23 protein-coding genes and 1 tRNA gene are annotated in these 24868 nt (G+C 38.9%); 13 read left to right on the forward strand and 11 right to left on the reverse strand.

Annotation, left to right across the window (positions count from 1 at the left end):
• Positions 1-39 precede the first annotated feature (39 nt).
• Positions 40-1536, reverse strand: a complete 1497-nt coding sequence (glpK, locus tag IEX65_RS16320) for a glycerol kinase GlpK (protein ID WP_188767366.1) — start codon at positions 1534-1536, stop codon at positions 40-42.
• A gap of 110 nt (positions 1537-1646) precedes the next feature.
• Complete coding sequence (locus IEX65_RS16325; RefSeq protein WP_188767368.1) at positions 1647-2852, reverse strand: RsmB/NOP family class I SAM-dependent RNA methyltransferase; 1206 nt, start codon at positions 2850-2852, stop codon at positions 1647-1649.
• A gap of 124 nt (positions 2853-2976) precedes the next feature.
• Between IEX65_RS16325 and blaOXA the strand changes: the two genes are divergently transcribed.
• Positions 2977-3765: a class D beta-lactamase gene (gene blaOXA, locus IEX65_RS16330; RefSeq protein WP_188767370.1), complete on the forward strand. Its 789-nt coding sequence runs from the start codon at positions 2977-2979 to the stop codon at positions 3763-3765.
• 7 nt (positions 3766-3772) lie between these two features.
• Here blaOXA and IEX65_RS16335 read toward each other — a convergent pair whose 3' ends face one another.
• The 4 genes from IEX65_RS16335 to recG all read right to left on the reverse strand — a co-directional run bounded on the left by IEX65_RS16335 (position 3773) and on the right by recG (position 8530).
• Entirely contained in the window at positions 3773-4339 is a 567-nt protein-coding gene (locus IEX65_RS16335) for an NUMOD4 domain-containing protein (RefSeq protein ID WP_188767372.1), read from the reverse strand.
• Between the two features lie 118 nt (positions 4340-4457).
• Positions 4458-5357 (reverse strand): MBL fold metallo-hydrolase, encoded by a 900-nt coding sequence (locus IEX65_RS16340; RefSeq protein WP_188767374.1) that lies wholly within the window; start codon positions 5355-5357, stop codon positions 4458-4460.
• A gap of 161 nt (positions 5358-5518) precedes the next feature.
• Positions 5519-6331 (reverse strand): MBL fold metallo-hydrolase, encoded by an 813-nt coding sequence (locus IEX65_RS16345; RefSeq protein WP_188767376.1) that lies wholly within the window; start codon positions 6329-6331, stop codon positions 5519-5521.
• A gap of 93 nt (positions 6332-6424) precedes the next feature.
• On the reverse strand, positions 6425-8530 hold the full coding sequence (recG, locus tag IEX65_RS16350) for an ATP-dependent DNA helicase RecG (protein WP_188767378.1): 2106 nt from the start codon (positions 8528-8530) through the stop codon (positions 6425-6427).
• 161 nt (positions 8531-8691) lie between these two features.
• On the opposite strand from recG, the gene IEX65_RS16355 reads away from it, so the two are divergent.
• Positions 8692-8768 (forward strand) — tRNA-His (locus IEX65_RS16355).
• Here IEX65_RS16355 and IEX65_RS16360 read toward each other — a convergent pair.
• On the reverse strand, positions 8758-8952 hold the full coding sequence (locus IEX65_RS16360; protein ID WP_188767379.1) for a hypothetical protein: 195 nt from the start codon (positions 8950-8952) through the stop codon (positions 8758-8760). The genes IEX65_RS16355 and IEX65_RS16360 overlap by 11 nt on opposite strands.
• A 112-nt stretch (positions 8953-9064) precedes the next feature.
• Between IEX65_RS16360 and IEX65_RS16365 the strand changes: the two genes are divergently transcribed.
• The gene (locus IEX65_RS16365; RefSeq protein WP_188767380.1) at positions 9065-10105 is read left to right on the forward strand and encodes a tetratricopeptide repeat protein; all 1041 of its coding nucleotides are present in this window, start codon (positions 9065-9067) and stop codon (positions 10103-10105) included.
• Positions 10106-10111: 6 nt separating this feature from the next.
• Positions 10112-11296 carry a DUF1343 domain-containing protein gene (locus IEX65_RS16370; RefSeq protein ID WP_188767381.1) on the forward strand — a complete coding sequence of 395 codons (1185 nt, stop codon included), beginning with the start codon at positions 10112-10114 and terminating at the stop codon, positions 11294-11296.
• Between the two features lie 40 nt (positions 11297-11336).
• Here IEX65_RS16370 and IEX65_RS16375 read toward each other — a convergent pair whose 3' ends face one another.
• Positions 11337-12314 (reverse strand): acyl-ACP desaturase, encoded by a 978-nt coding sequence (locus tag IEX65_RS16375; RefSeq protein WP_188767382.1) that lies wholly within the window; start codon positions 12312-12314, stop codon positions 11337-11339.
• 122 nt (positions 12315-12436) lie between these two features.
• Between IEX65_RS16375 and IEX65_RS16380 the strand changes: the two genes are divergently transcribed.
• Positions 12437-13174, forward strand: coding sequence for a lysophospholipid acyltransferase family protein (locus IEX65_RS16380; protein WP_188767383.1), 738 nt, complete (start codon positions 12437-12439; stop codon positions 13172-13174).
• A 212-nt stretch (positions 13175-13386) separates the two neighbouring features.
• Here IEX65_RS16380 and fabD read toward each other — a convergent pair whose 3' ends face one another.
• Positions 13387-14259 carry an ACP S-malonyltransferase gene (gene fabD / locus IEX65_RS16385; protein WP_188767385.1) on the reverse strand — a complete coding sequence of 291 codons (873 nt, stop codon included), beginning with the start codon at positions 14257-14259 and terminating at the stop codon, positions 13387-13389.
• 79 nt (positions 14260-14338) lie between these two features.
• Positions 14339-14890 carry an SPOR domain-containing protein gene (locus tag IEX65_RS16390; protein WP_188767387.1) on the reverse strand — a complete coding sequence of 184 codons (552 nt, stop codon included), beginning with the start codon at positions 14888-14890 and terminating at the stop codon, positions 14339-14341.
• Between the two features lie 480 nt (positions 14891-15370).
• Between IEX65_RS16390 and IEX65_RS16395 the strand changes: the two genes are divergently transcribed.
• Genes IEX65_RS16395 through IEX65_RS16405 form a run of 3 tightly spaced genes read left to right on the forward strand, consistent with a single transcriptional unit; the run spans position 15371 to position 16566 of the window.
• Positions 15371-16003: a peroxiredoxin gene (locus IEX65_RS16395; RefSeq protein WP_188767389.1), complete on the forward strand. Its 633-nt coding sequence runs from the start codon at positions 15371-15373 to the stop codon at positions 16001-16003.
• Positions 16004-16022: 19 nt separating this feature from the next.
• On the forward strand, positions 16023-16337 hold the full coding sequence (locus IEX65_RS16400) for a thioredoxin family protein (protein ID WP_188767391.1): 315 nt from the start codon (positions 16023-16025) through the stop codon (positions 16335-16337).
• On the forward strand, positions 16318-16566 hold the full coding sequence (locus IEX65_RS16405) for a DUF6952 family protein (protein WP_188767393.1): 249 nt from the start codon (positions 16318-16320) through the stop codon (positions 16564-16566). The genes IEX65_RS16400 and IEX65_RS16405 overlap by 20 nt, the downstream gene beginning before the upstream one ends.
• 170 nt (positions 16567-16736) lie before the next feature.
• Here IEX65_RS16405 and IEX65_RS16410 read toward each other — a convergent pair whose 3' ends face one another.
• Positions 16737-18446 carry an AMP-binding protein gene (locus IEX65_RS16410; RefSeq protein ID WP_188767395.1) on the reverse strand — a complete coding sequence of 570 codons (1710 nt, stop codon included), beginning with the start codon at positions 18444-18446 and terminating at the stop codon, positions 16737-16739.
• 209 nt (positions 18447-18655) lie between these two features.
• Here IEX65_RS16410 and IEX65_RS16415 point away from each other — a divergent pair, with 209 nt between their 5' ends.
• The 5 genes from IEX65_RS16415 to IEX65_RS16435 all read left to right on the forward strand — a co-directional run bounded on the left by IEX65_RS16415 (position 18656) and on the right by IEX65_RS16435 (position 24855).
• Positions 18656-19666 (forward strand): glycosyltransferase family 2 protein, encoded by a 1011-nt coding sequence (locus tag IEX65_RS16415; protein ID WP_229250719.1) that lies wholly within the window; start codon positions 18656-18658, stop codon positions 19664-19666.
• Between the two features lie 86 nt (positions 19667-19752).
• The gene (locus tag IEX65_RS16420) at positions 19753-20580 is read left to right on the forward strand and encodes a glycosyltransferase (protein WP_188767397.1); all 828 of its coding nucleotides are present in this window, start codon (positions 19753-19755) and stop codon (positions 20578-20580) included.
• A 69-nt stretch (positions 20581-20649) separates the two neighbouring features.
• Positions 20650-21567 carry a glycosyltransferase gene (locus IEX65_RS16425; protein WP_188767399.1) on the forward strand — a complete coding sequence of 306 codons (918 nt, stop codon included), beginning with the start codon at positions 20650-20652 and terminating at the stop codon, positions 21565-21567.
• A 21-nt stretch (positions 21568-21588) separates the two neighbouring features.
• Positions 21589-23400, forward strand: a complete 1812-nt coding sequence (locus IEX65_RS16430; protein ID WP_188767401.1) for a hypothetical protein — start codon at positions 21589-21591, stop codon at positions 23398-23400.
• A 126-nt stretch (positions 23401-23526) separates the two neighbouring features.
• Positions 23527-24855, forward strand: coding sequence for an NAD(P)/FAD-dependent oxidoreductase (locus IEX65_RS16435; RefSeq protein WP_188767403.1), 1329 nt, complete (start codon positions 23527-23529; stop codon positions 24853-24855).
• Positions 24856-24868: the final 13 nt, after the last annotated feature.

The raw sequence follows: 24868 nt of genomic DNA on the forward strand, positions 1-24868 counted from the left end.
TCTTAAATCGCCCGGGCGACCCCGTCCTAATTGCAAAATCTACTTCTCCCAATCAAACGAACGCTTGATTGCTTTCTTCCAACCTGTATATAATTTCTTGCGTTCGGCGGCTTTCATTTTTGGTTTCCATGTTTTGTCTTTGCCCCAATTTTGTAGCAAATCATCTAAATTTGCCCAAAAACCAACAGCCAAACCTGCGGCATAAGCAGCACCCAATGCGGTGGTTTCAATCATTTTCGGGCGAATAACTGGCACTTTGAGCATATCCGACTGGAATTGCATCAATAATTCGTTCACGACCATTCCGCCATCAACTCTGAGTGAAGAAACTTCGATTCCCGAATCTTTTTCCATTGCTTCCAAAACATCTCTTGTTTGATAAGCAGTTGCTTCCAAAACTGCACGAGCGATATGACCTTTGTTTACATAGCGAGTTAGCCCAGCAATTACACCACGAGCCGACGATTTCCAATAGGGTGCATAAAGCCCCGAAAAGGCTGGAACGAAATATGCCCCGCCGTTATCTTCAACGGTTTTAGCCAAAGCTTCTACATCCGTACTTTTTTCAATCATTCCCATGTTATCACGCAGCCATTGCACTAATGCTCCAGCAATCGCTACCGAGCCTTCGAGTGCGTAGTGAACTGGTTGATTTTCAAACTGATAGGCTACCGTTGTGAGTAAGCCCGCTTTCGATGGAACGATTTCTGTGCCTGTATTCATCAACATAAAACAACCCGTTCCGTAAGTGTTTTTTGCTTCGCCAGGTTGGTAACAAGTTTGTCCGACGAGGGCCGCTTGTTGGTCGCCTAAGATTCCTGCCAATGGCACACCTTGCATCGTTTCCGACTGGATGTGTCCATAAACTTTGCTACTTGGCTCAATTTTGGGCAACATTTGTAGTGGAATATTCATGATTGCGGCCAATTCGGCATCCCACTGAACGGTTTCGAGGTTCATTAGTTGCGTACGGCTGGCGTTCGTAACATCAGTAATGTGCAAACCTCCTTTTGTGCCACCCGTAAGATGCCACATCAAGAACGTATCCATATTTCCGAAAATTGCTTCGCCTTTTTCGGCATCTTCACGTACACCTGCTACGTTATCAAGAATCCATTTGATTTTTAAACCACTGAAATACGTTGCCAAGGGCAAACCCGTGCGGTCTTGAAAAAATTGTGAACCGTGACTTTTAGTGAGAGCGTTCACGGTTTCGCCCACACGAGTATCTTGCCAAACGATGGCATTGTAGTAGGCTTTTCCTGTGAGCTTATTCCAAACTACGGCGGTTTCTCGTTGGTTAGTAATACCGCAAGCAGCAATGTCTTCGAGCTTAATATTTTTACTAATTCGGGCTTTGGCTATTACTTCGAGCGTGTTTTTCCAGATTTCTTCTGAGTTATGCTCAACCCAACCTGGTTTTGGGTAAATCTGCTCGTGTTCTTTTTGTCCAACCGAGACTATATTCCCTTTCTTATCAAAAATTATGCAGCGAGTGCTGGTGGTGCCTTGGTCGATTGATGCTACGTATTTCATAGATTGGTTTTGTTGAATAGGTATGTTTTATAGCGTTGAATTTGTTGGTCAAATATAGGAATAAACTCGGTACAGAAAAAAGACAGGTTTTCAACCTGTCCTACAAAAATCTACTTTCGCTCAATCAAAGCCATATAAAAACCATCGAAGCCATCTTTGGCTGGTGAAGTGCGTTTTTCTTCAATTAATTGATATTCAGGGTTTTGAGTGATGAATTTTTGTACTTGTTCTTCGCTTTCTGAAGGCAAAATGCTACACGTTGCATAAACCATTTTACCGCCGTGTTTGAGCATTTTTGAATAATTTGTAATGATTTCGGCTTGGGTTTGTTTGATTTTCTCCAAAAAATCTTTCTTCAATTTCCATTTTGCATCGGGGTTTCTTCTTAAAACTCCTAAACCCGAACAGGGTACATCGAGCAAAAGGCGGTCGGCACTTTCTTTTAATCTTTTGATGGTTTTTGCTTCAATCAATTTGATTTCTACATTGCCGATTCCGTTGCGTTTGGCTCGGCGTTGAAGTTCTTGAAGTTTATAATCTTCTACGTCCATTGCTATTACTCGACCTTTATTTTGCATCAAAGTTGCCAAATGAAGCGTTTTTCCGCCCGCACCTGCACAGGCATCAATCACTCGCATACCTGCTTGCACATCAAGGTATTCGGCAATTAGCTGACTTCCCGCATCTTGTACTTCAAATAAGCCTTTTTTGAAAAGTTCGGTCGAAAAAACATTGGCTCGTTTGGGAAGCACCAAAGCATCTTGTACACTCGGCAATGTTTCGGTTTCGATACCGATTTCTCTAAACGACTTTTTCAGGTCTAATTTATTGGTTTTCAGTGTATTGGTTCGTAAAACTACGGGAGCCTGGAAATTCATGGCATGAAGTTCGGCTTCCCAATTTTCACCCAGTTCTTGTTCGCCAATAGCATCTATCCAATCGGGTACTGATTCTCTGATTTTTCTGATGCCTTTTGCTTCTTCGTTTCGGGCTAAAACTTCTTTGGCATTTATGGTCTTAAACTCCGCCCATTCCGGTAATTTATCGCCTTGAATAACTCGCCAAGCGGCAAAAATCTGCCAAAATAATGCCTCTTCTTCCACTCTTACACAGTTGATATTTGCCACGAATTTCAGTAAACGCCACCAACGCACTATTTCGTAGGTGTTTTCGGCAATAAAAGCTCTATCTCGGCTGCCCCACTTTTTATTTGACTTCAAAACTTGCTCAATGACCTTATCGGCCTGACGATTTTCGTTGAAAATCTGTTGTAGAGCAAAAACTATGGCTTCGACTAAAACTCGGTGATATTTCATAAAAAAACTCTTAAAATTTAAAGCAAAATTTCATCAGAAGAATCTCTGTTCGTCGGAGAATCTCTCGGTTTTGCTATCTATATTTGTAAACATTTCATCAAAATTAACCTTCTTTCTGCAAGCAATGAAAAAAATCTTTTTTGCCAGCCTTTTTATTTGTTCGTTTTTTAGGATTTCTGCCCAAGAAGTGGTTGATTTTAGCCAGTATTTTAAAGAATACGACCTCGAAGGCGGATTTTTTCTGTATAACTACAAAACAAAAAGCTATCAAGTAAGCGATAAGACAGATTTTGTGCGAGCAACTTCGCCTGCTTCGACTTTCAAGATTCCAAATTCGTTGATTGCTTTGGAAGTTGGGGCTATAAAAGATGAAAACGAAGTAATCAAGTGGGATGGAGAGAAACGCTGGCTACCTGTTTGGGACAAAGACCATGACCTAACCGAAGCCTACAAAAACTCAACGGTTTGGTTTTATCAGGAATTGGCTCGAAGAATTGGAGAAAAGAATTACAATAAATATTTGAAAGCCTGCGACTACGGTAATAAGGATATTAGTGGTGGGCTTACTCAGTTTTGGTTGGGAAAGAGTTTGAAAATTTCGCCAAAAAATCAAATTGAGTTTTTGGTAAAACTTTACGAAGAAAAATTACCATTCTCAAAACGTACGTTTGAAATCACGAAACGAGTGATGGTTCGTGAAAAAACGAATGATTATACCTTGAGAGCCAAAACAGGAATGGCAACTGTTGATAAGGTAGATATTGGTTGGTTTGTGGGCTATGTAGAAAAACAAGACAATGTTTATTTTTTCGCTCTGCGAATGCAGAAGCCCGAAGAAAAGCAAATGCCCGAATTTGCTTCAAGACGCATCGAAATTACGACTAAAATCTTGAAGCAAATGGGCATCATGTAATCTAAAATTACTCAATCGTAACGTAACCCCAGTTTTCGCCCGAACGAATACGGTTTAATTGCGTATGCGTTATACCAAACTGTTTGGCTATCATTTTCAGACGAGTATTTTCATTTTGAAGCATCTTCTTAATCATTTTAACCTTGGTTTCGGTTAATTTATAATTTTTCGTACGCTTCGGGATTGGCTTATTTATAACAGCGGGATTTTCTCGGTTGTGTGCAACCATCTCATCTTTTGTAACCCATTTAAGGTTTTCGAAATGATTACTTTGTTTATCGAAATCAAGATGTATCACAAATTTGTGGTCAGGGCTGGTTTTTGGAACAAAATTCTCAGCCACGAGTTTGTGGACATATCTATTAAACGATTTCCCTTTGGGCAAACGAATATTCAACGACTTGTAGCCTTGAATCACCGACCCTTTAATAACCTCACCTTTTTCGTTGTTCTGAAAACTTCTCAAACGGCCAAAGTTTGAAACTTCATAACGAGGTGGGTTTTCGACTCCTTCAACATCTATTATGATAGGAATCCATTTTTCAGCCCAAAGAGTTTTTTTTTCACTATTCATACCATTGCTCATAACGGTTCGAAATTAATAGAAGGATTATATTCATAATAGGTAAACTCTTTGGGTTAGGTTTTTATTAGGAAATAAACCTCTACAAATTTGTCAGTTACGACAAAACCTACAACCCACTTACTTCTTCATAAGCAGCTTGCAGACTTCGTTGAATACCATCTCCTTGCATTTCGGTAACACCCGGAATCGCTGTTGTTTTCAAGAACTCTTCCTTCGTTTTACCCGATTTTACTTCCTTTTCGGTATATACGAGAAGTTGGCTTAGATAGTTTTGAAAAACTTTAATATCTTCTTTTGTTCCTGTAATTTTTTCTGGGTCGAAGGCATGACCGAATACGAAAAGCGTTTCGTTATCGAATGTCGTGAGAGCTTTATCAAGCACCGAAATCCAGCTTTTAATAGATGCTCCAGCGGCACGGTCAACAAACGGATAACGACGATTAAAAACTAAATCGCCCGTGTGAACGATATTGGCTTGTTCGAAATGGATAAAACTATCGCCGTTTGTGTGTCCAGCTCCAAAATAATGAGCTTTAATGCTTTCTTTACCTACCTTTTGTTTCCAAGTATCAGAAAACGTAACATCAGGATAAAGCTGCTTATCTTCGGTTTTTTGTTTTTGTGCTGTCTCTTTTTGGTTTTTCAAAGAATTTTCGTGAGCAACAACGTGTTCGACTAAGCCTTTGAAAGAAATATTTCCGCCCGAATGGTCGCCGTGGTGATGCGTGTTGATTAAGAGTTGAATCGGTTTTTCGGAAAGCTTTTTCAATTCATCAATCAAATGTTTCGATTGGTCAGGAAATTGCGAATCGACAACCGCAAAACCTTTGTTAGTATTTAAGTAAGCAATTGTGCCACCTCTTTCGGTAAAAACCCCTACTCCACCACGTAACTCTCGCATTTTGTAAGGATTTTCGGCCAACATATTTGCCAATAAGCTTTTGCCCGAAAGAGCTAATGTCCCGAGGGTTAAACCCGAAGTTTGAATAAAATTTCTGCGATTCATAGCTTTGTTTTTTAGTTTAGAGAATAAATAAGTGCTGACGCACAATGGATAATGTATAATTGAAAATGTATAATGCTAATCACCAGCAAGTTACAATGATTTGTTTATATGATTTACTCAGGCGAAACACTTTGTTAGTATTTTAAGCGAATAGATATTTTTCAAGATTTATTTAATGCCGCTTCAATCATATATTCTATTGAAACATCATTTGAGAGCAAAAGTTTTAGCAAGCTATTTTCTCGAAACCTCATGGCCTTCATGATTTCTTTCGTATTCAAGCCTTTTTGTTGAAAATATTGGGCTTTTCCTGCAAAATCCTCAAAATATTGAAGTTTCTGAGCCAGCATTTTCTTGCCATCTTTTAGTCGTGGATGATGTCCACAAAACAATACATCAAAATCATAAGTCAATATTTTACGAAAAGCCTCAACCTGTGGCCAAAACTGCTCACCTTTACGAAAAACACGAATTTTTACGCCCACATACAAATCACCCGAAAAAAGCCAGCCATTTTCTTTTTCCAGAAAAACAGTGTGGTCGTCGGCGTGGCCTGGGGTAAAAATTGGTAAAAGTTTATGATTCGGTGTTTCGATAATAGCTTCAAAATCAGACATTTTCTCTCGAAACGGCTTTATTTTTCCGAAAAGAAATTTTTCGTAGGGCAGAATTTCAAAACCTTGACGGAGTTTTTCTTGCGTGAACGGGTGTGCGTAAACTTGAGCATTATGAAGTTTGGCAAGCTTGGCAGTATTGGCCGAATGGTCTTCGTGCCAGTGCGTAAGCAAAATCTTATCAATTTGCTTATTTTGAAAGGCTTTCAGTACTTTTTCTTGACAGTTGGTTTGGGCGGTGTCAATCAGCACATTATCAATAAGATAGCAATAAACACTCAACCACGGCTTGCCAATGGGCGAATATCCAAAGCGAAACATTTCGACATCGGCAAATTTTTGATGTTTTAAGTATTGCATGGGTTGGTTGATGAAGGTAAATTAGAATTGGGTCTTTGGTTTCGGTGTCTTCGACTCCGCTCAGACACCGAAACCAAAGACATATCGAAACAATCAACTAATTCGACTCCAGTTAGTTTCATTACTCCGTAAAGCGTTTACGTGTTGCTTAATCGGCTGATTTTCAGTCGATTCCAATTCTGGGTCGTTGTCCAGAATTTCCATAACTGCCTCACGGGCGTATTTCAGAATCTCGCCATCTTTGGCCAAATCCGCCACTTTTAGGTCGAGCATTCCACTTTGTTGTGTGCCAGCCATATCGCCTGGTCCACGCAACGATAAATCTACTTCCGAAATCTCAAAACCGTTGTTGGTTCTGACCATCGTATCAATTCGGAGGCGAGTATCTTTACCCAGTTTATGGTCGGTCATTAGAATACAATATGATTGCTCAGCTCCACGCCCCACACGACCACGCAACTGGTGTAATTGCGAAAGCCCAAACCGATTGGCACTTTCAATCAACATCACCGAGGCATTTGGCACGTCAACGCCTACTTCAATAACCGTAGTCGCCACCAAAATCTCGGTTTCTTTATTCTTGAAACGCTGCATTTCGTAGTCTTTTTCTTTCCAGCCCATTTTTCCGTGTACAATACTTAGAGCGTATTCTGGAAAAGCCCTCGCAATACTTTCATAGCCATCCATGAGGTTTTTCACGGTCATGGTTTCTGACTCTTCGATGAGCGGATACACAATATACACTTGTCGGCCTTTCTGAATTTCACTTCTCAGAAACTCAAAAACTCGCAGGCGGTCAGAGTCATATTTATGCAGTGTTTTGATAGGTTTTCTACCCTTCGGAAGTTCGTCAATGATAGAAATATCCAAATCTCCGTAAAGTGTCATGGCCAACGTTCGTGGAATCGGCGTGGCGGTCATCACCAAAATATGCGGCCTAAAGTTTTGGTTTTTCTCCCAAAGTTTGGCTCGTTGGGCTACGCCAAAACGGTGCTGCTCGTCAATCACACAAAGACCAAGGTTTTTAAACTGAACGTGGTCTTCGAGTAAAGCATGTGTGCCGACAATGATATTAATGCTACCATCGAGCAAGCCCGCATCAATGATTCGGCGTTGTTTTTTTCCGACCGAGCCCGTGAGTTCAACAATTTTGAGGCCCATCAAATCGGCAAATTTTTTCAGACCCGTATAATGTTGGTCAGAAAGAATTTCGGTTGGAGCCATCAAACACGCTTGAGCATCATTATCAAGAGCCAACAGCATCGTAATAAACGCTACGATTGTTTTCCCACTACCTACATCGCCTTGTAGTAGGCGGTTCATCTGCTTTCCCGAACGCATATCATGAAAAATCTCCCGAATCACTTTCTTTTGTGCATTGGTTAAATCAAACGGAAGATAATTTTGGTAAAAATCGGTTAGTAGTTTAGTTTTATCAAAAACCTGTCCTGCGTAGTCGTGTCGGCGAATGAGTTTTTGTTTAATCAATCGAAACTGATTGTAGAATAACTCTTCAAACTTCAAGCGTCGTTGGGCTTGGCGAAGTGCCTCCTGATTGAGCGGCAAATGAATATGATAGATAGCTTCTTGCTTAGAAATCAGCCGAAACTTCTGCACCAACGGAGCAGGCAGAGTTTCTCTAATATTCGTAACGGCCGATTCGAGCAAAGTTCGCATCCAACGGCTAATTTGCTTACTATCAATGTATTTCTTACGAAGTTTATCGGTCAATGAATAAACAGGCTGAAAATATCCACCACGTTCATTCTCGGCAGTAAGCACGTCCATATCGGGGTGCGTAATTTGCCATTTACTGCCAAACGAACTTGGTTTGCCATAAACAATATAATCACCTTGGAGGCGAAGGTTTTTCTCAACCCATGTAATACCCTGAAACCATGTAAGTTCTAAAACGCCCGTGCCATCGGTAAACTGCCCAACCAATCGGGCCTTTGCTCCCTCACCTATTTTCTCCCACGAACGCAACCTACCTTTGATTTGGGCGGCAAACATTCCGTCGTGTAAATCGCAGATTCTATGAAATTGTGTGCGGTCTTCGTGGCGAAAGGGATAATACTCTATCAGGTCACCAAATGTAAAGATATTCAACTCCTTGTTGAGAATCTCGCCTTTCGATGGCCCCACACCCTTTAAATACTCAATTTTAGTGTCAAAAAAAGATATTCTACGCTCGCTCATGTCTCGAAGTTAGCAGGTTCAATAAATTTGAGCAAATTTTTTTTGAGAAATAAAAAAATACCTCTACCTTTGCAATCTCAAATACGAGACGGAGGTTGTAGCTCACAAAACGTTTGCCGGTCAGTTAGAGCATCGGTTTGTGAATTAGAACTTACAATATGGAGGTTGTAGCTCAGTCGGTTAGAGCATCGGTTTGTGGTACCGAGGGTCGTGGGTTCGAGCCCCATCTACCTCCCCAGAAAAGGTTTACTTGAAAAAGTAAGCCTTTTTTCGTTTTTAGGCATTTTTAGGTACCGTGGGTCGTGGACGGTGCGACGGTACGCTTCGAGCCCTATGACTGCGTGTCCCGAACAGCGTGTTCCGCTACCTCCCCAAGAAAAAGGTTTACTTGAAAAAGTAAGCCTTTTTTTGTTTTTAGGCATTTTGTGATTGATATATGCAAAAGATTTGTAGAGCTTTTAGAAAGTTATCAAATCTTCACTTTTTTTTGTTTTATAATTTTCACTAAATTGTCGCCCAATAACTATCTATACAATGTACAAAATACTAACCTTTCTATTCATCTCTACACAAATCTTTGCTCAGACATTTAAACAAAAAATTATTGATGAGTGGGTCAAAGATAATATTTCGCTCTATGATGGCAGCCCAATTCTGAAAGACGATATTCGGAATATGCAGTTACGCTATACTTTCATGCCTAACGATTCTTTTCGAGTAACTATCAACGGCAAAACAGGCGAAAGTACGTACAAAGTTAAAAACGACACGTTGTATTTTGGAAAAGACATTGCTTTCAAGATTGAACGCTTAGATGATATAAAACTTGTCTTTCGAGCGATTAATTTAGACTCGGTCAGTCAGTCGAAAGCCTTGAGGTTCTCTTTTATTCCTGCTCGTTTTCATAATTTAGGTTTTACGCCCCAAACGTATCGAACAAAAGGTCAAGATACTATTTATGTTTCTAAGCATAATTATCTTGAACCATTTTTTATGGATGCCGATAGGTCGGCTTCTCAGTTTATTTCCGATAACTTCTTTTTTCCCGAATACAAAGCGGGTAATTTTTATACCCGATTCATTATTACCAAACAAGGTGAGGTTAAGGGAATCGAGGTCTTAGAAAGTACCCACGAAAATTATAACAAGCAGTTAATAAAAGCCATTAAATCAACCGCAGGAAAATGGAAACCTGCCGTATGGGACGGAAAACCTATAAATACTGAAATCAATATGGGTTTTGATATGGGTTGGAGCGAAAAAATGAGCCTAAAAAGCGGCGAGAGTATCGCAAAAAAAGATACGATTGATGAAAATGAGTCGAATTATTATTTGATGCAAGGAAATATCTATGTAGAAGCAAAAAAATACACATTGGCAATCAAAGAACTTACAAAGAGTATTGCTTTAGACCCACTAAATATTGATGCTTACTACGCTCGTGCAGCGGTTTATGCTCTCACAAAAGACGTTCAGAAAATGTGTGTAGATTTACAGCAACTCAAAAATATGCAACAAGCCAAAGGAACAGCACTTTGGAATAAATTTTGCCAAGACAAGAAAAATCAAAAATAAGCGGCATTGAAAAACCTGATACGTAATTTAATACAAGATAGTCGTTTTGCTCAAATGCAGCAACTTAGCTTATTGTGCAATCAGGTTTCGTTTGATTTTGTTTCGCAGCAATATTTGTTTCGGATTTTGAGTGAGAAAAAGACACTAAAACGTCTTTTTGTGCCAGAACATGGCCTTTTTGGTGAACTCCAAGACCAAGAGAAACTTGATGAAACGAACGTTTACGAATCGCTTGACTTGCAAGGTGTTGAGGTTGTTTCGCTGTATCAGCATAACGAAAAGTCACTCGCACCCGAAGTTGCTCATTTAACCGACTTAGATGCCATAGTAATTGATATTCAAGATGTTGGGTGTCGATATTTTACTTTTACGAGTACTATTTTCTATTTGTTTGAAAGTCTCGTTAAGCACAATCTTTCTCCTTATATTTTTGTGTTAAATCGCCCAAATCCTGCTGGCCGACAAGTAGAAGGCACGCCAATTTCTGCAAAATACGCATCTTTTATTGGTTTGGAAGGATTGCCGCATCGGCACGGTATGAGTATAGCCGAGTTATGCTTCTATTTTCAAGAAAAACTTAATAGCAAACTCAATATTTGCGTGATTGAAGATTATACTGACACGACCATAAACCCCGTCAGCATTAATCCATCACCTAATATTCCCAATCAAATTACGCCTTTGATTTATGCAGGACAGTGTTTGTTTGAAGGAACAACGCTGAGCGAAGGAAGAGGCACAACTCGACCTTTCGAGATAATTGGCTCGCCCGATTTTTCTTGGCAAGAGATTAGCCATGTATGCGATAAAATCAATAAAGATTGGTCAACTAAAGCTGTTTTAAGGCCCTTAAAATTCATACCGACCTTCCATAAGTTTACGGGTGAAGTTTGTACGGGTTTTCAGCTTCATTTACTCAATGACCAAAATTATCATAGTTTACTGCATTCGTTGAGTATTATCAGAGAGTTAGCCCAAATAAAAGAAGATTTATGGCGAAAAGGGAAATACGAGTTTGGTTCTGAAAAAACAGCCATCGAACTTTTGGTGGGTGATGATGATTTACTCGATTTTTTATATGGAAAGATTTCGTTACAAATCATTCAAGAGAAGTTGCAAGAATCTGAGAGTCAATGGATTGATTTGCGAGACAGAATACATCTTGTAAAAAACAAAGCCCTTTCAAGTTGAAATTTGAAAGGGCTTTAATTTTATTGCTCAAAAATACTGTTTACGAAATCCAGCTAAATTGGTATTCGATGTTTGGTATTTTCGTGCGTTCGGCTACTCTTCTTAATCTGCTTGGCAGAGCCATTAGATAATCACGAGCTTTTTCGCCAGCATCATTCAAATTCTGAATACCCTCAATTTTCCAGTCTTTCAACAACGACTCCATGATTTCGATGTAATCGTAAGTTGTATAAACTCCCAAACGCTGAGCTGCATCCGAAAAATGAGAGAATGTTTGTCCCATATTGATTCCAGTCTCACGTAAGAAGTGAGCAGGCATCACAATTTTCTTTTTCATCATATCTTCAAAAGCCAACATCATTTCTGATGGGTCAACTTCAAAGATATGGCTGATAAACGTTTTGTAAGCTTTCGCATGACGCATTTCGTCGGCCGCAATTACACCACAAATTTTTGCTAAAGGTGTGTTTCCGTACTCTTTTGCCAATTTTGCGGTATTTCGGTGCGAAATATTAGTTGCTAATTCTTGGAAAGAAGTATAAACAAAGTTTCGGTATGGGTCACGACCTGTACCAATATCAAAGCCATCGGCAATCAGATATTGGGTTGAAGTTTCCATAGCACGCATATTCACACGACCCGATAAATACAAAAATTTATTCAATAAATCTCCATGACGGTTTTCTTCGGCAGTCCAAGCACGTACCCATTTAGCCCAGCCATTTGGTTCATCTACTTGGTCAACTCCCACAACATCAATCAACCATGACTCGTAAGTTGGAAGTGCCTCTTCGGTAATTGTATCGCCAATCAAAACCGCAATATAATCGTAGGGCAAGTCTTTGGCTGTTTCTCTGAGTTCTTTTACTTGAATCAAAAAGTCTTCATTTCTTGAATCAGGCAAAAAATCAGTTGGCTGCCAGTTAGTGTCGATAGGTTTCAGAAATTCATCAACAAAATAATCAATCTTTTGTCCGACAAACTTCATTACCTCTAATCGCAAATTGGATAATTCCATATTAGTATCTGAAATGTAAAGTTTAGTTTCAACAACGGTGCAAGGTACTTCTAATTTTAGAAAAAAACGCAGATTATTACACTTTTTCTGCAAACTATGTGCTTTTTACGTATTTTTGTGGCATGAAAAAGATTATTGATTACATTCTGAGTTCGGTTTATTTGGTCTATTTTGGCCTATTATTAGTCGTGTTTCACGTACTTCAAGTGATAGCTTTTACTATTTTTGGCCGAAATGCCCAGCAGAAAGTTGTCTACGTGTTAAATTTATTGATTACTCTTGGCTGGTATCTGACGGGTACAAGCATGAAGTTTACACAAAAGTTCTCGCTACCAACCGACCGACCAATCGTTTTCATTGCTAATCACCAAAGCACATTTGATATTCCTGCCATCTATTGGTATCTGCGTAAATACCAACCCATTTTTGTATCGAAAATTGAGTTGGCAAAAGGAATTCCGAGTATTTCATATAATCTTCATAAAAGTAATGCGGCTCTCATCGACCGTAAAGATGGTAAACAAGCCGTGAGCGAAATCTTGCGATTGAGTAAATATATTGGCGAAAATAATTATTCGGCCGTAATCTTTCCCGAAGGTACTCGTTCTCGCTCGGGCGTGATGAAACCTTTTGCGGCGGGTGGAATCAATGCCTTATTGAAAAAAGCACCAAATGCGTTGGTTGTGCCGATTGCCATCAAAGGAAACAATAAATTTGACCCAAACAGTGGACTTTTTCCGTTAGTGTCTTTCTCAAAACTTTCTTGGACAGTCCTTGAGCCAATCGAGCCAAAAGGTAAAACTGGCGAAGAAATTGCCAATTTATCACAAGAGGCTATTCGTGTAGCTTTGGAGGCGTAATTTATATACTTCCCCGAATAAATTCGGGGGCTATGGGAACAGCGAATTTTTAATTATTGTGAGTAAAACGATTTAAATCATTTGATAAAAATCATTCCTCTGTTCCCATAGTTGGTGATTTTAATCGCTCTACCTAAAATAAAGAAGCCCAACTTGAAAAATCAAGTTGGGCTTCTCTTTTATGTGATGAACAGATTATTCGTTTACAGGATTTAAACGCCTGCTGTTTCGGCTTCTGGAGCGATTTTCTTCACTAAACCTTGCAAAACCTTTCCTGGGCCACACTCTACAAATTTTGTTGCACCGTCTGCTACCATATTTTGTACAGATTGTGTCCAACGAACAGGTCCAGTAAGTTGTGCAATCAAATTAGCTTTGATAGTTGCTACATCCGTTGATGGTTGTGCATTTACGTTTTGATAAATTGGGCAGCTTGGCGTCGAGAAAGTAGTGCTTTCAATCGCTGCGGCCAATTCTTCACGAGCTGGCTCCATCAATGGCGAGTGGAATGCTCCACCAACTGGCAAAATCAAGGCTCTTTTTGCACCTGCGGCTTTTAATTGTTCGCAAGCTTCGGTTACGGCCTCAACCGTTCCCGAAATTACAAGTTGGCCAGGGCAATTATAATTAGCAGCTACTACAACTCCATCGATTCCAGCACAAATATCTTCTACTACATTATCGGCTAAGTTTAAAATTGCCGCCATTGTCGATGGATTTATCTCACACGCACGTTGCATGGCATTTGCACGTTGAGAAACCAATTTCAGACCATCTTCAAATGATAATGCTCCAGCAGTCACTAAAGCCGAAAACTCGCCTAAAGAATGGCCAGCAACCATATCTGGTTTAAAATCTTCGATAGTTGAAGCCAAAATTACTGAATGTAAGAATATTGCGGGCTGTGTTACATTGGTTTGTTTGAGTTCTTCGTCGGTTCCTTCAAACATTACTTTTGTAATATCAAAGCCCAAGATTTCGTTGGCTTTTTCAAACATTTGGCGGGCAGATTCCGAACTTTCGTAAAGGTTTTTACCCATTCCACTAAACTGAGCCCCTTGCCCAGGAAAAACATAAGCTGTCATATTTTCGTTACTGGTTACTGGAAAATTGATTATTGGTTTTGAGTTTTTCCTCCTCATTCCCTAACTCAAAACACAAGATTTATTTTGTTTGCATACTTTTTTTGATGTCAATTCTTTCGGGAACCATCATGGCCATTGAATAGCGTTGCTTGATGAAAGAATAATAGCGTTCGGCATCTAATCTTGACGTAAAATCGCCCGCTTTGAGTTTGTAGGTTGGTTGACTGAATGTAAGATAGGTATTGAGTTCAGGAAAATTTTGGTAAATAAACACTTTCGCTTCATCTACTTCTCGGCGGTCATTACCTACATAAACTTGGATTCGATAACCAGATGAATATCGAACGTTTTTGTTTCTGACAGCAATAGAATCAAGAGCAATATCAACTTGAGAGTTCACTTGCTGTGGTAGTTGAGCGATAGCTCCGCTCGATTTCTCTTTAACAGGTACTTTTTCACTCGGGGCGGTTGCTACTGGTTTGGGGTCATATTTTACCCTAACAGCCGAAAGGTCTTCTTCATAATTATCAATGCCTACATTGGTGTTTTTAGTCGGTGTTGCCGAGCGGCTACAAGCACCAATAGCTAATGATAGACAAACACAAAGTACTACTTTTGAAAAAATATTCATTGTATATTTTTTAGATTTTGGGCAGAACTCACTTTTATCTTGAAAAGACGGTCAAAATTATGAAATTATTCTTTCTTAACGATAAAAATCCTAAAAAGATGTTGGTTTCTATGCTTTACTTTGAGGTTTTAAGTACGATATTTTTATTCAAATCCAGATTGCAACCCATTTTTCACCAATAGTTTAGCTTTATCTTTTCTTATTTAGGGTATTGAAGATGGCTAATGACCAATAAGTTTCAGAATATCGGTTTAGTTAAATTTTCTTATAGATACATCTGCCTCAATAATTGTATTATTATTAGATTATCACCTTCCTATTTTAGTGAATTTTGTAAAACCAAAGAATGACATTTGTGCTTTTTGGATTATTAAAAGAACTTTCTATAAGATTCTAATAATAGATGTGTTCGAAAGAACAAATTGTATTTTTTTGTGTTCAAATTTTATACATTACATAAACCAATATAAAAATAATACAATGGGATTAGTAGGAAAAAAATATCCGCACATATCAGCAGGAGCAGTTATCAATGGTGAAGAAATCGTTGAAAACTTTAGTTTAGACCAATATATCGGCAAAAAATACGTGATTTTATTCTTTTATCCGAAAGACTTCACATTTGTTTGTCCAACCGAATTACACGCTTTCCAAGCTAAGTTAGAAGAGTTTGAAAAAAGAGGTGCGGTAGTAATTGGTTGCTCAACTGATACCGAAGAAACTCACCTTGCATGGTTGAATACTCCAAAAGAACATGGTGGAATTCAAGGCGTAACTTACCCAATTATCGCCGATACAGCAAAGACTATTGCTTTGAACTGCGGAGTTTTGGGTGGCGAATATGTTTTCAATAACGAAACTCGCACTTGGTCGTTTGTTGGAAATCCAATTGCTTTCCGTGGAACATTCTTGATTGACAAAGAAGGTATCGTACGCCACGAATCAATCAACGATTTGCCATTGGGTCGTAATATTGATGAATACCTACGTTTGTTAGATGCACAATTACACGTTGAAAAATACGGCGAAGTTTGTCCGGCAAACTGGGAAGAAGGCGAAGCAGCGATGTTTGCGACTCCAGCAGGCGTAGCGAGCTATTTATCACAAAACTAATTAACCAAAGAAAATTATCATGTTAATCGAATTACAAGAAGATAACTTAGCCGATATCATTGCTCAAAACGAATCGGTAATGGTACAATATTCGGCGGTATGGTGTGGAAATTGCCGTTTGATGAAACCAAAGTTCAAGAGACTTTCGGGCGAAAACAATAACACAACTTTTGTGATTGTTGATGCCGAGAAATTTCCTGCTTCAAGAAAACTGGCAGCGGTAAATAACTTACCAACATTTGCGGGTTTCAAAGGTGGAAAACTATTGAACCAAGTTCAAACAAATAAAGAAGAACAATTAAAAGCTTTGATTGATGAAATTACCCTTAATTAGACAAATTCAGCGTTCTTGCTCGGTCGAAGAAATCGAAACGGCTATTTCGGTGTTGGAGAATATCTCGGAAGCTCCTGCTCTGAAATCGGAGGAAATTGATGTGATTGGCGAATTGATTTCAAATCTTTGTGGTGCAATCGAAGTGCATCAGATGATTGCCGAAGGTATGCCCGAAAAAGATGCCGCCAATACTTTTATGAAAAAGGTCTTAGGTTCGATTGATAGATAAGTAGTCCACAGTCAATAGCGGGCGGCGTTCCGCTCGACAGTCCACAGATTATTTAGTTATGAGATGAATTATGTTTAAAATCTCGTAGCTTAAAAATAGCAAACGCCCCGAAAACAAGTATTTCGGGGCGTTTTGTTTTTGTTGGTTAGCGAAGTCGAAACCATCAATTTCTACTTTTTAGCCATTTCTTCTTCTTTTAGGCTTCTGCGTAAAATCTTACCAACATTTGTCTTTGGCAATTCAGTACGGAATTCTATGTGCTTCGGACATTTATAACCAGTCAGGTTTTCTCGGCAATAAGCTTGTACTTGCTCGGCAGTTAGGCTTTGGTCTTTCTTCACCACAAAAACCTTTACGGCTTCCGTTGATTTTTCGTCGGCCACGCCAATACATGCCACCTCCAAAACTCCTGGGCAAGTTGCTACTACATCTTCGATTTCGTTTGGATAAACATTAAAGCCCGAAACCAAAATCATATCTTTCTTTCTATCAACAATCTTGAAGAAACCATCGGCACTCATGACGCCTACGTCACCCGTTTTGAACCAAGATTTACCTTCGCTATCCACAAATGTAACTTTTGCAGTTTCATCTGGACGGTTGTAATATCCTGCCATTACTTGTGGGCCATGAGCTACTATTTCCCCAGCTTCGCCGACTTCTGCCCAAGTTTCATCATCTTTCAAGATTCTGATTTCGGTACTTGGCCACGGAATTCCGATTGTACCAACACGGTTTTCGCCAATGAGTGGGTTTGAAGTAAGTACTGGTGATGTTTCTGACAAACCATAGCCTTCGGCTGGGAGATTTCCTGTCAATTCTTTCCAACGATTAGCCACAACTCCTTGTAGAGCCATTCCACCCGCCGAAGTAATAATTAATTTACTAAAATCAACTTCCCCGATTTTAGGGTGATTCAATAAACCATTATATAAAGTATTTACGCCAGTGAATACGTGCGGAGGATATTTTTTCAAATCTTTGATGAAAGCCTCCAAATCACGAGGATTGGTGATGAGCAAATTCATCGTACCTGTTTTCAGAGCTGTGAGGGCATTTACTGTAAGAGCATAAATATGATACAGCGGCAAAGCAGCCACTATAACAGGTTTTTCATCGGTAATTTTATCAGTCAAAACTCCTTGCCAAACATTATTAGCTTCGAGATTTGACACGATATTTCGGTGCGTTAGCATTGCACCTTTCGATACACCCGTTGTTCCGCCTGTATATTGGATAAAAGCTAAATCCGAATTATTCATCGTTGGCTTTGTCCAAGTTTGGTTTGCACCTTTGCTCACGGCATCCATGAAAGACTGTGCCGTAGGTAAGTCATATGCAGGAACCATTTTCTTGACACTCTTCACAACAAAATTCACAATTTGTTTCTTAGGAAAGCCAAGCATATCGCCCAACTCTGTCACAAAAACGTGCTTGATTGACGTATTCCCCAGAATTTTTTCAAGACTCGAAGCAAAGTTTGCCACAATAACAATCGCTTTTGCTCCCGAATCTTTAAACTGATGCTCCATTTCACGTGGTGTGTAAAGCGGATTTGTGTTCACGACCGTCAGCCCAGCACGCAAAGCACCAAACATCGCTACTGGATATTGCAGTACGTTTGGCATTTGAATCGCAATACGGTCACCTTTTTGCATCCCGATACTTTGAAGATAAGCTGCAAAATTACGAGAAAGCGTATCGACCTGTCTGTAAGTAATTTCTTTGCCCATACAAGCGTAGGCCGAGTTTTGGCTAAACTTTTTGAAACCATCTTCCATCAACTCTAAAATGGAAGGATAGGCGTCGGGGTTAATTTCGTAGGGAACACCCTTTGGATAATATTTTAGCCAAGGGTAAGTTTCAGTGGTAACAGGCATGGTTTTATAGTTTGTTTGTATTTTTCGATGTAAAAATAAGACGATTTATTGATTAGCGTAGAGTCAAAAGCAAAAAAATGTCTGATTATCAGAATATTTAACGTGTTTCTAATATTAGAAGAGCTTTTTGGCTTAATTTTGCCAACCGTTTTGTGAAAATTCGCAAACAGAAAGATTTTTATAGTCAATAAGTTAATTGTAGAAATTCCTTGAATACTTTTCCAAACGAAAATTCGGATATAAAAGTCAGTGTAATAGTTTTGACTTATAATCACGAAAAATTTATTCGCAAAACCCTCGATTCGATACTTTCGCAACAAATCAACTTTAAATTTGAGGTAATTGTTGGCGATGATGCCTCGCCCGATTCGACCGCCGACATTATTAGAGAATACTACGCCAAATATCCTGACATTATTGTACCGATGCTTCACGAGAAAAATCTCGGTGGTTTTGGCAAAAACAATACACTGGCTGCACTGGCAATAGCCAAAGGAAAATATATTGCCCCGATGGATGGTGATGATTATTGGACTTCCGACCAAAAACTTCAAAAATTGGCCGATTTCTTAGACCAAAACCCTGATTTTGTGGCGTGTTTTCATAATGCCGAAATTATTTTTGATGATGATTCTCACCCGAATCAGTTCGTAAATGCTCCCGACCAAAAAGAAATCGTTACGGTCGAAGATTTTATTGGCGAAGAAGAAGTTTGGTTTATTGCTACTTCGGCGATTTTATTCCGCAATGGTGTGATTACGCATTACCCGCAATGGTTTCATGAATCAAAAAGTGGTGATATTCCTCGTTATATTTTGTTGGGAAAAGGTGGCACAAAGTTTAAATACATCAACGAAACGATGTCGGTTTACCGAAAAAATCGCAATAGCGGCATGAGTTTTACGGATGGTTATAAAGATGTTGAGTTCTTGCAAAACCGTATAGGAATGTACCGAGGAATCGACCAAGAATTAGACTATAAATTTCACGAAACACTCAATAAAAATATTGCTCGCTACTACCGAATGATGCTTGATAGTAAGCAATTTGTGGGAAAATATTTTAAGCAAATGCCAACGGCAATTACTTATTTGAGATTGGCCAAACCAAGCAGTGAGATACAACGAGAGATTATCAGAGAATATATTTTCCCGAAATGGCTAAGTAACCTTTATAGTTTTTTTGCACTTTTACCTCATCGCATTAAGAAAAGTTTGTAGTGTCGTATTTGTTGCAAATTGTTTTTTTATGACAAATCTGTAACAAAAATAACAACCTGAAACAATTCTATAACATTTAAAATACTATGCCACCAAAAGTAAGCGTTTGCGTTCCGACTTATAATCACGAGAAATATATTCGTCAAACCCTTGATGGGGCTTTGATGCAACAAACCGATTTTGAAATTGAAATCGTCATCGGCGATGATGCTTCGACAGATAATAATCAACAAGTTATTCAGGAATATGTTGATAAGTACCCGAGTATCTTTCAAGCTTTTTTGCATAAAGAAAACCAAGGGCCAAAAGAACCAAAAGAGTTTGGTGGTAGAAATAATGTTTTAGGGCTTCTGAAAGCCTGCAAAGGTGATTACGTGGCACTTTGTGAAGGTGATGATTATTGGACTGACCCACTGAAACTACAAAAACAAGTAGATTTCATGGAAGCAAATCCAGATTACGCCATTTGTCACCACAATATGAGAGTAATTTATGAAGATGGTTCGCCTGAGCATTTCTTCAATGACGAAAACCAAAAAACTGAGTCGAGCATTGTTGATATTCTCGAAGACCGATGGTTTATTGCCACAGCAGCCACACTTTACAGAAATATTTTCCGAGAACGAGATTTTGTAGAATGGCACAGCCGAGCCGCAGCGGGCGATTGGGCCTTAGTGATTCAGTTAGCCGCAACGGGTAAGATTCATTATATCAACGAATCAATGGGTGTTTACCGCAAACACCGTGGTGGCTTGAGTAATGTACAATCTTCCACCAATTTGTATTTTCTACGAAACCGCCAACAAATGTTTACTGACATCAACGAATGGTTGGATTTCAAGTACGATAGCACTATTCAACAAACGTTGGCGTCTTACGAAAAACAAATTCAAGCACTTGAAGCGAATATTTAGTAATTTTGCAAAAATATTGATTTTTTGTTCCCCTTCAAGGGAAGTTCCGACGATTCGGCAGGGTATTTTATGAAAATAGCAATAGTTACACCTCTTTTTAATGACTGGGACTGCCTCTACAAACTCGTAGAAGATGTTCGTAAGGTACTTTCTCCTACTCAATTTGCCGATTATCGCTTTGTTGTGGTAAACGACTGTTCGAGTTTGGAAGTTGATGCAACAAAATTGGCAGGACACCCAGTTGAGATTATACATCTTAATAAAAATCTCGGTCATCAGAAATCTATTGCTATTGGGGTATCTTACCTAAATAAAAATACAGAACAAGATTTGGTTGTGGTTATGGATGTGGATGGTGAAGATAAACCCCAACATCTACCGATTTTATTAGAAGAAGCCATCAAAGGAAAAGCCAATGAAATAGTTTTTGCCCGCCGAACGAAGCGAAAAGAGAGCTTTTTCTTCAAGATTTTCTATAAAATTTACAAATACATTTTTGTTTTCTTGACAGGAAAAGTCATTAATTTTGGCAATTACTCGGTCATTCCTCAAAAACTACTCGATAAAGTAGCACATATTTCTGATATCTGGAATCATTACCCAGGTGGTGTTATTCGCTCACGATTATTGTATAAATCAGTAGGTCTGGAGCGTGGCGAAAGATATACGGGCAAATCAAAAATGAATTATACCTCATTAGTGATTCATGGCTTGAGTGCCGTAGCTGTTTATGTCGATACAGTTTCGGTTCGATTATTAATAGCGGTTTCATTACTTATTTTGACTGCTGTTTTTGGTATTTCATTAGTATTTGTTTTTGAGTACCATATTCCGATTTGGGGTTTACTCCTATTCTTTGGAATTTTGAGCCAAGCATTTCTTAGCACATTGATATTAGTTTTTACAGTTCTTTCTTACCGTGTAAACTTCAATTTTCTTCCTGCGGTACACTTTCAGGACTATATCCAAACCGTCGAAAAAATATAAATCCAGTTTCAATTCTCGAGCATGAATAAAAAACTCATCACATATTTGTTGATACTACTGCCAATTATTGGCTTTTATGTATTTGTTTTTCATAATGCTTTCAACATCGGTTGGAACGACGATTGGCACGGAATCGAAGGTTTTTTAGCCAGTTGGATGCAACAAGAGACTTTCTCTGAAAAAATCACTTTGCTATTTTCGCAAATGTGCGAACACCGAATCTTGTACGTACGCCTTAGTACGCTCCTTTGCTACAATCTTTTCGGTGAAGTAAACTATAAGATTTTGATGCTCATGGGAGTATCGTATTTGCTTATTTTACCCTTTGTTTTCTACCGAGTTTTGCGTGAAATCAATCTGAGATTAGCTTATCTAATACCCATCATCTTTATCATTTTCAACACTCAACCCATCGAAAATATCTTTTGGGCAATAACTTCTCTTCAACCCAATACTGTTATCATTTTTGGACTTTGGGGGTTTTCTCTTTTGTTGTTTTACAAGCAAAAATGGGCGTTTTACTTAGCCAATATCCTATTTTTTGTGGCAATGTTTACGAACGGAAACGGAATGTTTTCTTTCATTGCGGCCATTCCTTTGGTTTTGTATGCCCGCACTCGTAGCGAGAAACTTCAGTTTATTGCTTTTACATTTTTTTCGTTTTTACTCTATTTCTTTGATTTCAAAAAACCAGGTATTCGTCCCGATGTGAAGATAAATTTCACGCAATATCCACATATTATCGTTGGAGATATCTTTGCATTTTTCGGCTCACCTATCGACAGTACCGTTCAGTTTTACAGCACGAATCTTAAATATACAGTTGCCATTTCAGCTGGAGTTTTGATGCTGGGCTGGGTTTTATATATATTTTTTAGCTTTATTTATTTTTGGTATCTAACTAATTATAAAGGACTTACAAAAGAAAAAACAAGTGCTTTATACCAGACTATTTTAAAATACCCAAAATACAACCTTTATCTATTGGCCGCTTTCGTATTTGTTGGTTTGAGCGGTGCCGCTTTTGCCGCTTCTCGTGCCAGTCAAGGACTTGAACAGGCTTTTGCAAGTAGATATAAAACGGTGTCGTTGATTTTGTTTGTGGTGGTTTATTTGAGTTTATATAATGTCATTCAAACCAAAAACTGGAAGAAATATTTACAAATTTCGATAATAGTTACGGTGCTATTTAGTGCCTTCTCCTATTACGAAAGTTGGGACGATGTGGAAAACCGCAGAAAATTCTTCGGAACAACGATTCTGAACTGGAAAAACAATGGTCGCTATTACTATTACGCCTTTGATAATTCCCGAAATCCCGACGACCACGCTCCTATCAACACTTATCAACGACTTCCAATTCCTCCGTATAACTATGCAGGTTTCGTACTGGGAGTCATGAAGTATGTCAACGACATTTTGTGGATAAGTCGTGTACATTTCAAAAACTACACGCCTCCTACCGAAATCGATGATTTGAATCAAGCATTATTCAAAAATCAAATTGCTGCCAATGCAGGCGAGCAGGTAAGTGTAATCAATGGCTCGAATACTTTCAAGATTGAAATAAATAATGCTTTTGTGCCGGCCAACAAACGATATGATGGTTATTATGCAGTTTTCAGCAATAATACCAATCGTTTGGCTTTCTATCTCGAAACACAAGCCAATAAATTCACAACATTTCTTTCCACTCAAAGATATTACAATAATCGCATCAGTATGATTGTAGCCAAGCCTGATTTACCAATCGGGAGTTTCAATATGCAAATCGGAAAACTCGAAAATGGCCAATTTAAAGTTTTAAAAGAAGAAGTCATCGAAATAAAGTAAACCGTGGGGCGAACCGTAGCGACGGCGGCCGACGCTTGACCGCATCCTATTCGCTGTTGAACAAGTATAAACAAAGAAAATATCAATAGAAAATATTCACTCCGAAAGTAAAAGGAGAATGGACTTATGGAAAAACTAACAATCATCGGCGGCGGAATGACGGGTCTTGCAGCGGCCTACATAGCAGCCAAACAAGGCGTAAAAGTAACAGTAATTGAAGGAAGCGATAAATTTGGCGGACTTCTGAATACTTTTGAAATAGGTGGAAACCAACTCGAACACTATTATCACCACTTTTTTACGCAAGATGCCGAACTTCGCTGGTTGCTCGAAGATTTGAAAATATCGGATAAAGCTTTCTACAAAAAAACCACGATGGGAGTTTTTCGTAATGGCAAAATCTACGATTTCAATTCACCGATTGATTTATTGAAATTTAAGCCCGTAGGTCTAATCGGTAAAGTTCGTTTTGGTCTGACAAGCCTTTTTCTCGGAAAAATGGCCAAGTGGAGAGAAAACGAAGGAATTCCGACACTTGACTGGTTTTATCGTTGGGCTGGTCATGATATTACCGATGCTCTATGGAAACCTATGCTCAATATCAAATTTGGGCCGTATGCCAATAAAGTTCCATTGGCTTGGATGATTGGTCGAATGGCACAACGCCTAAACTCTCGCAAGGGTGGCGACGAACGCCTCGGTTATATCAATGGTAGCTGGAAAACCTTGATGGATACGCTAATTTCTCGTTTAGAACAAATGGGCGTAGAATTAATCAAGAACGAGCCAATCGAAGAGTTTAAGGTAGCAAATGGCAAGGTAGAAGGCATTATTACAAAGAATATGACCATTGATGGCGGGAAGTTTCTTTTAACTATTCCATCGCTTTATTTCGATAAAATCAAGAATTGTCCACTCGATGCCAATGGTGTTGAATATTTCGGAGCAGTTTGTACGATTTTAGAATTGAAAAAATCTTTCAGCCATATTTATTGGATGAACGTTGCTGACGAAGGTTATCCTTTCGGAGGAGTAATCGAACACACAAACTTCATTCCGAAAGAAGAATACAACGGCTCGCACATTGTTTATCTTTCTCGTTATTTTGCCATGAGCGAATCTTTGGCAACCATGACCGAAGACGAAATCAAAGCCGTGATGATTCCACCATTGAAGAAAATCAACCCAGAGTTTTCGGAAGAATGGATTAAAAATGTTTTTGTTTTCAAAACTAATACTGCCGCAACGGTCTGTGATTTGAATTTTTCGGAAAAAGTAACCAATTGCAAAACCGCTACCGAAAATCTTTATTTGGCAAATATGGTGCATATTTATCCCGATGAACGCAGCACCAATAATTCAATCAGAGTTGCTGCCGAAGCCTGCAAAGCAATGGGAATAAATGCAGATTCTGTACCTTACGGAGCGTCTCTTTCGGGGCAAATTGGGTTTTAACTTCATATAAATC

The sequence above is a fragment of the Emticicia aquatilis genome (assembly GCF_014644295.1).
GTDB lineage: Bacteria > Bacteroidota > Bacteroidia > Cytophagales > Spirosomataceae > Emticicia > Emticicia aquatilis.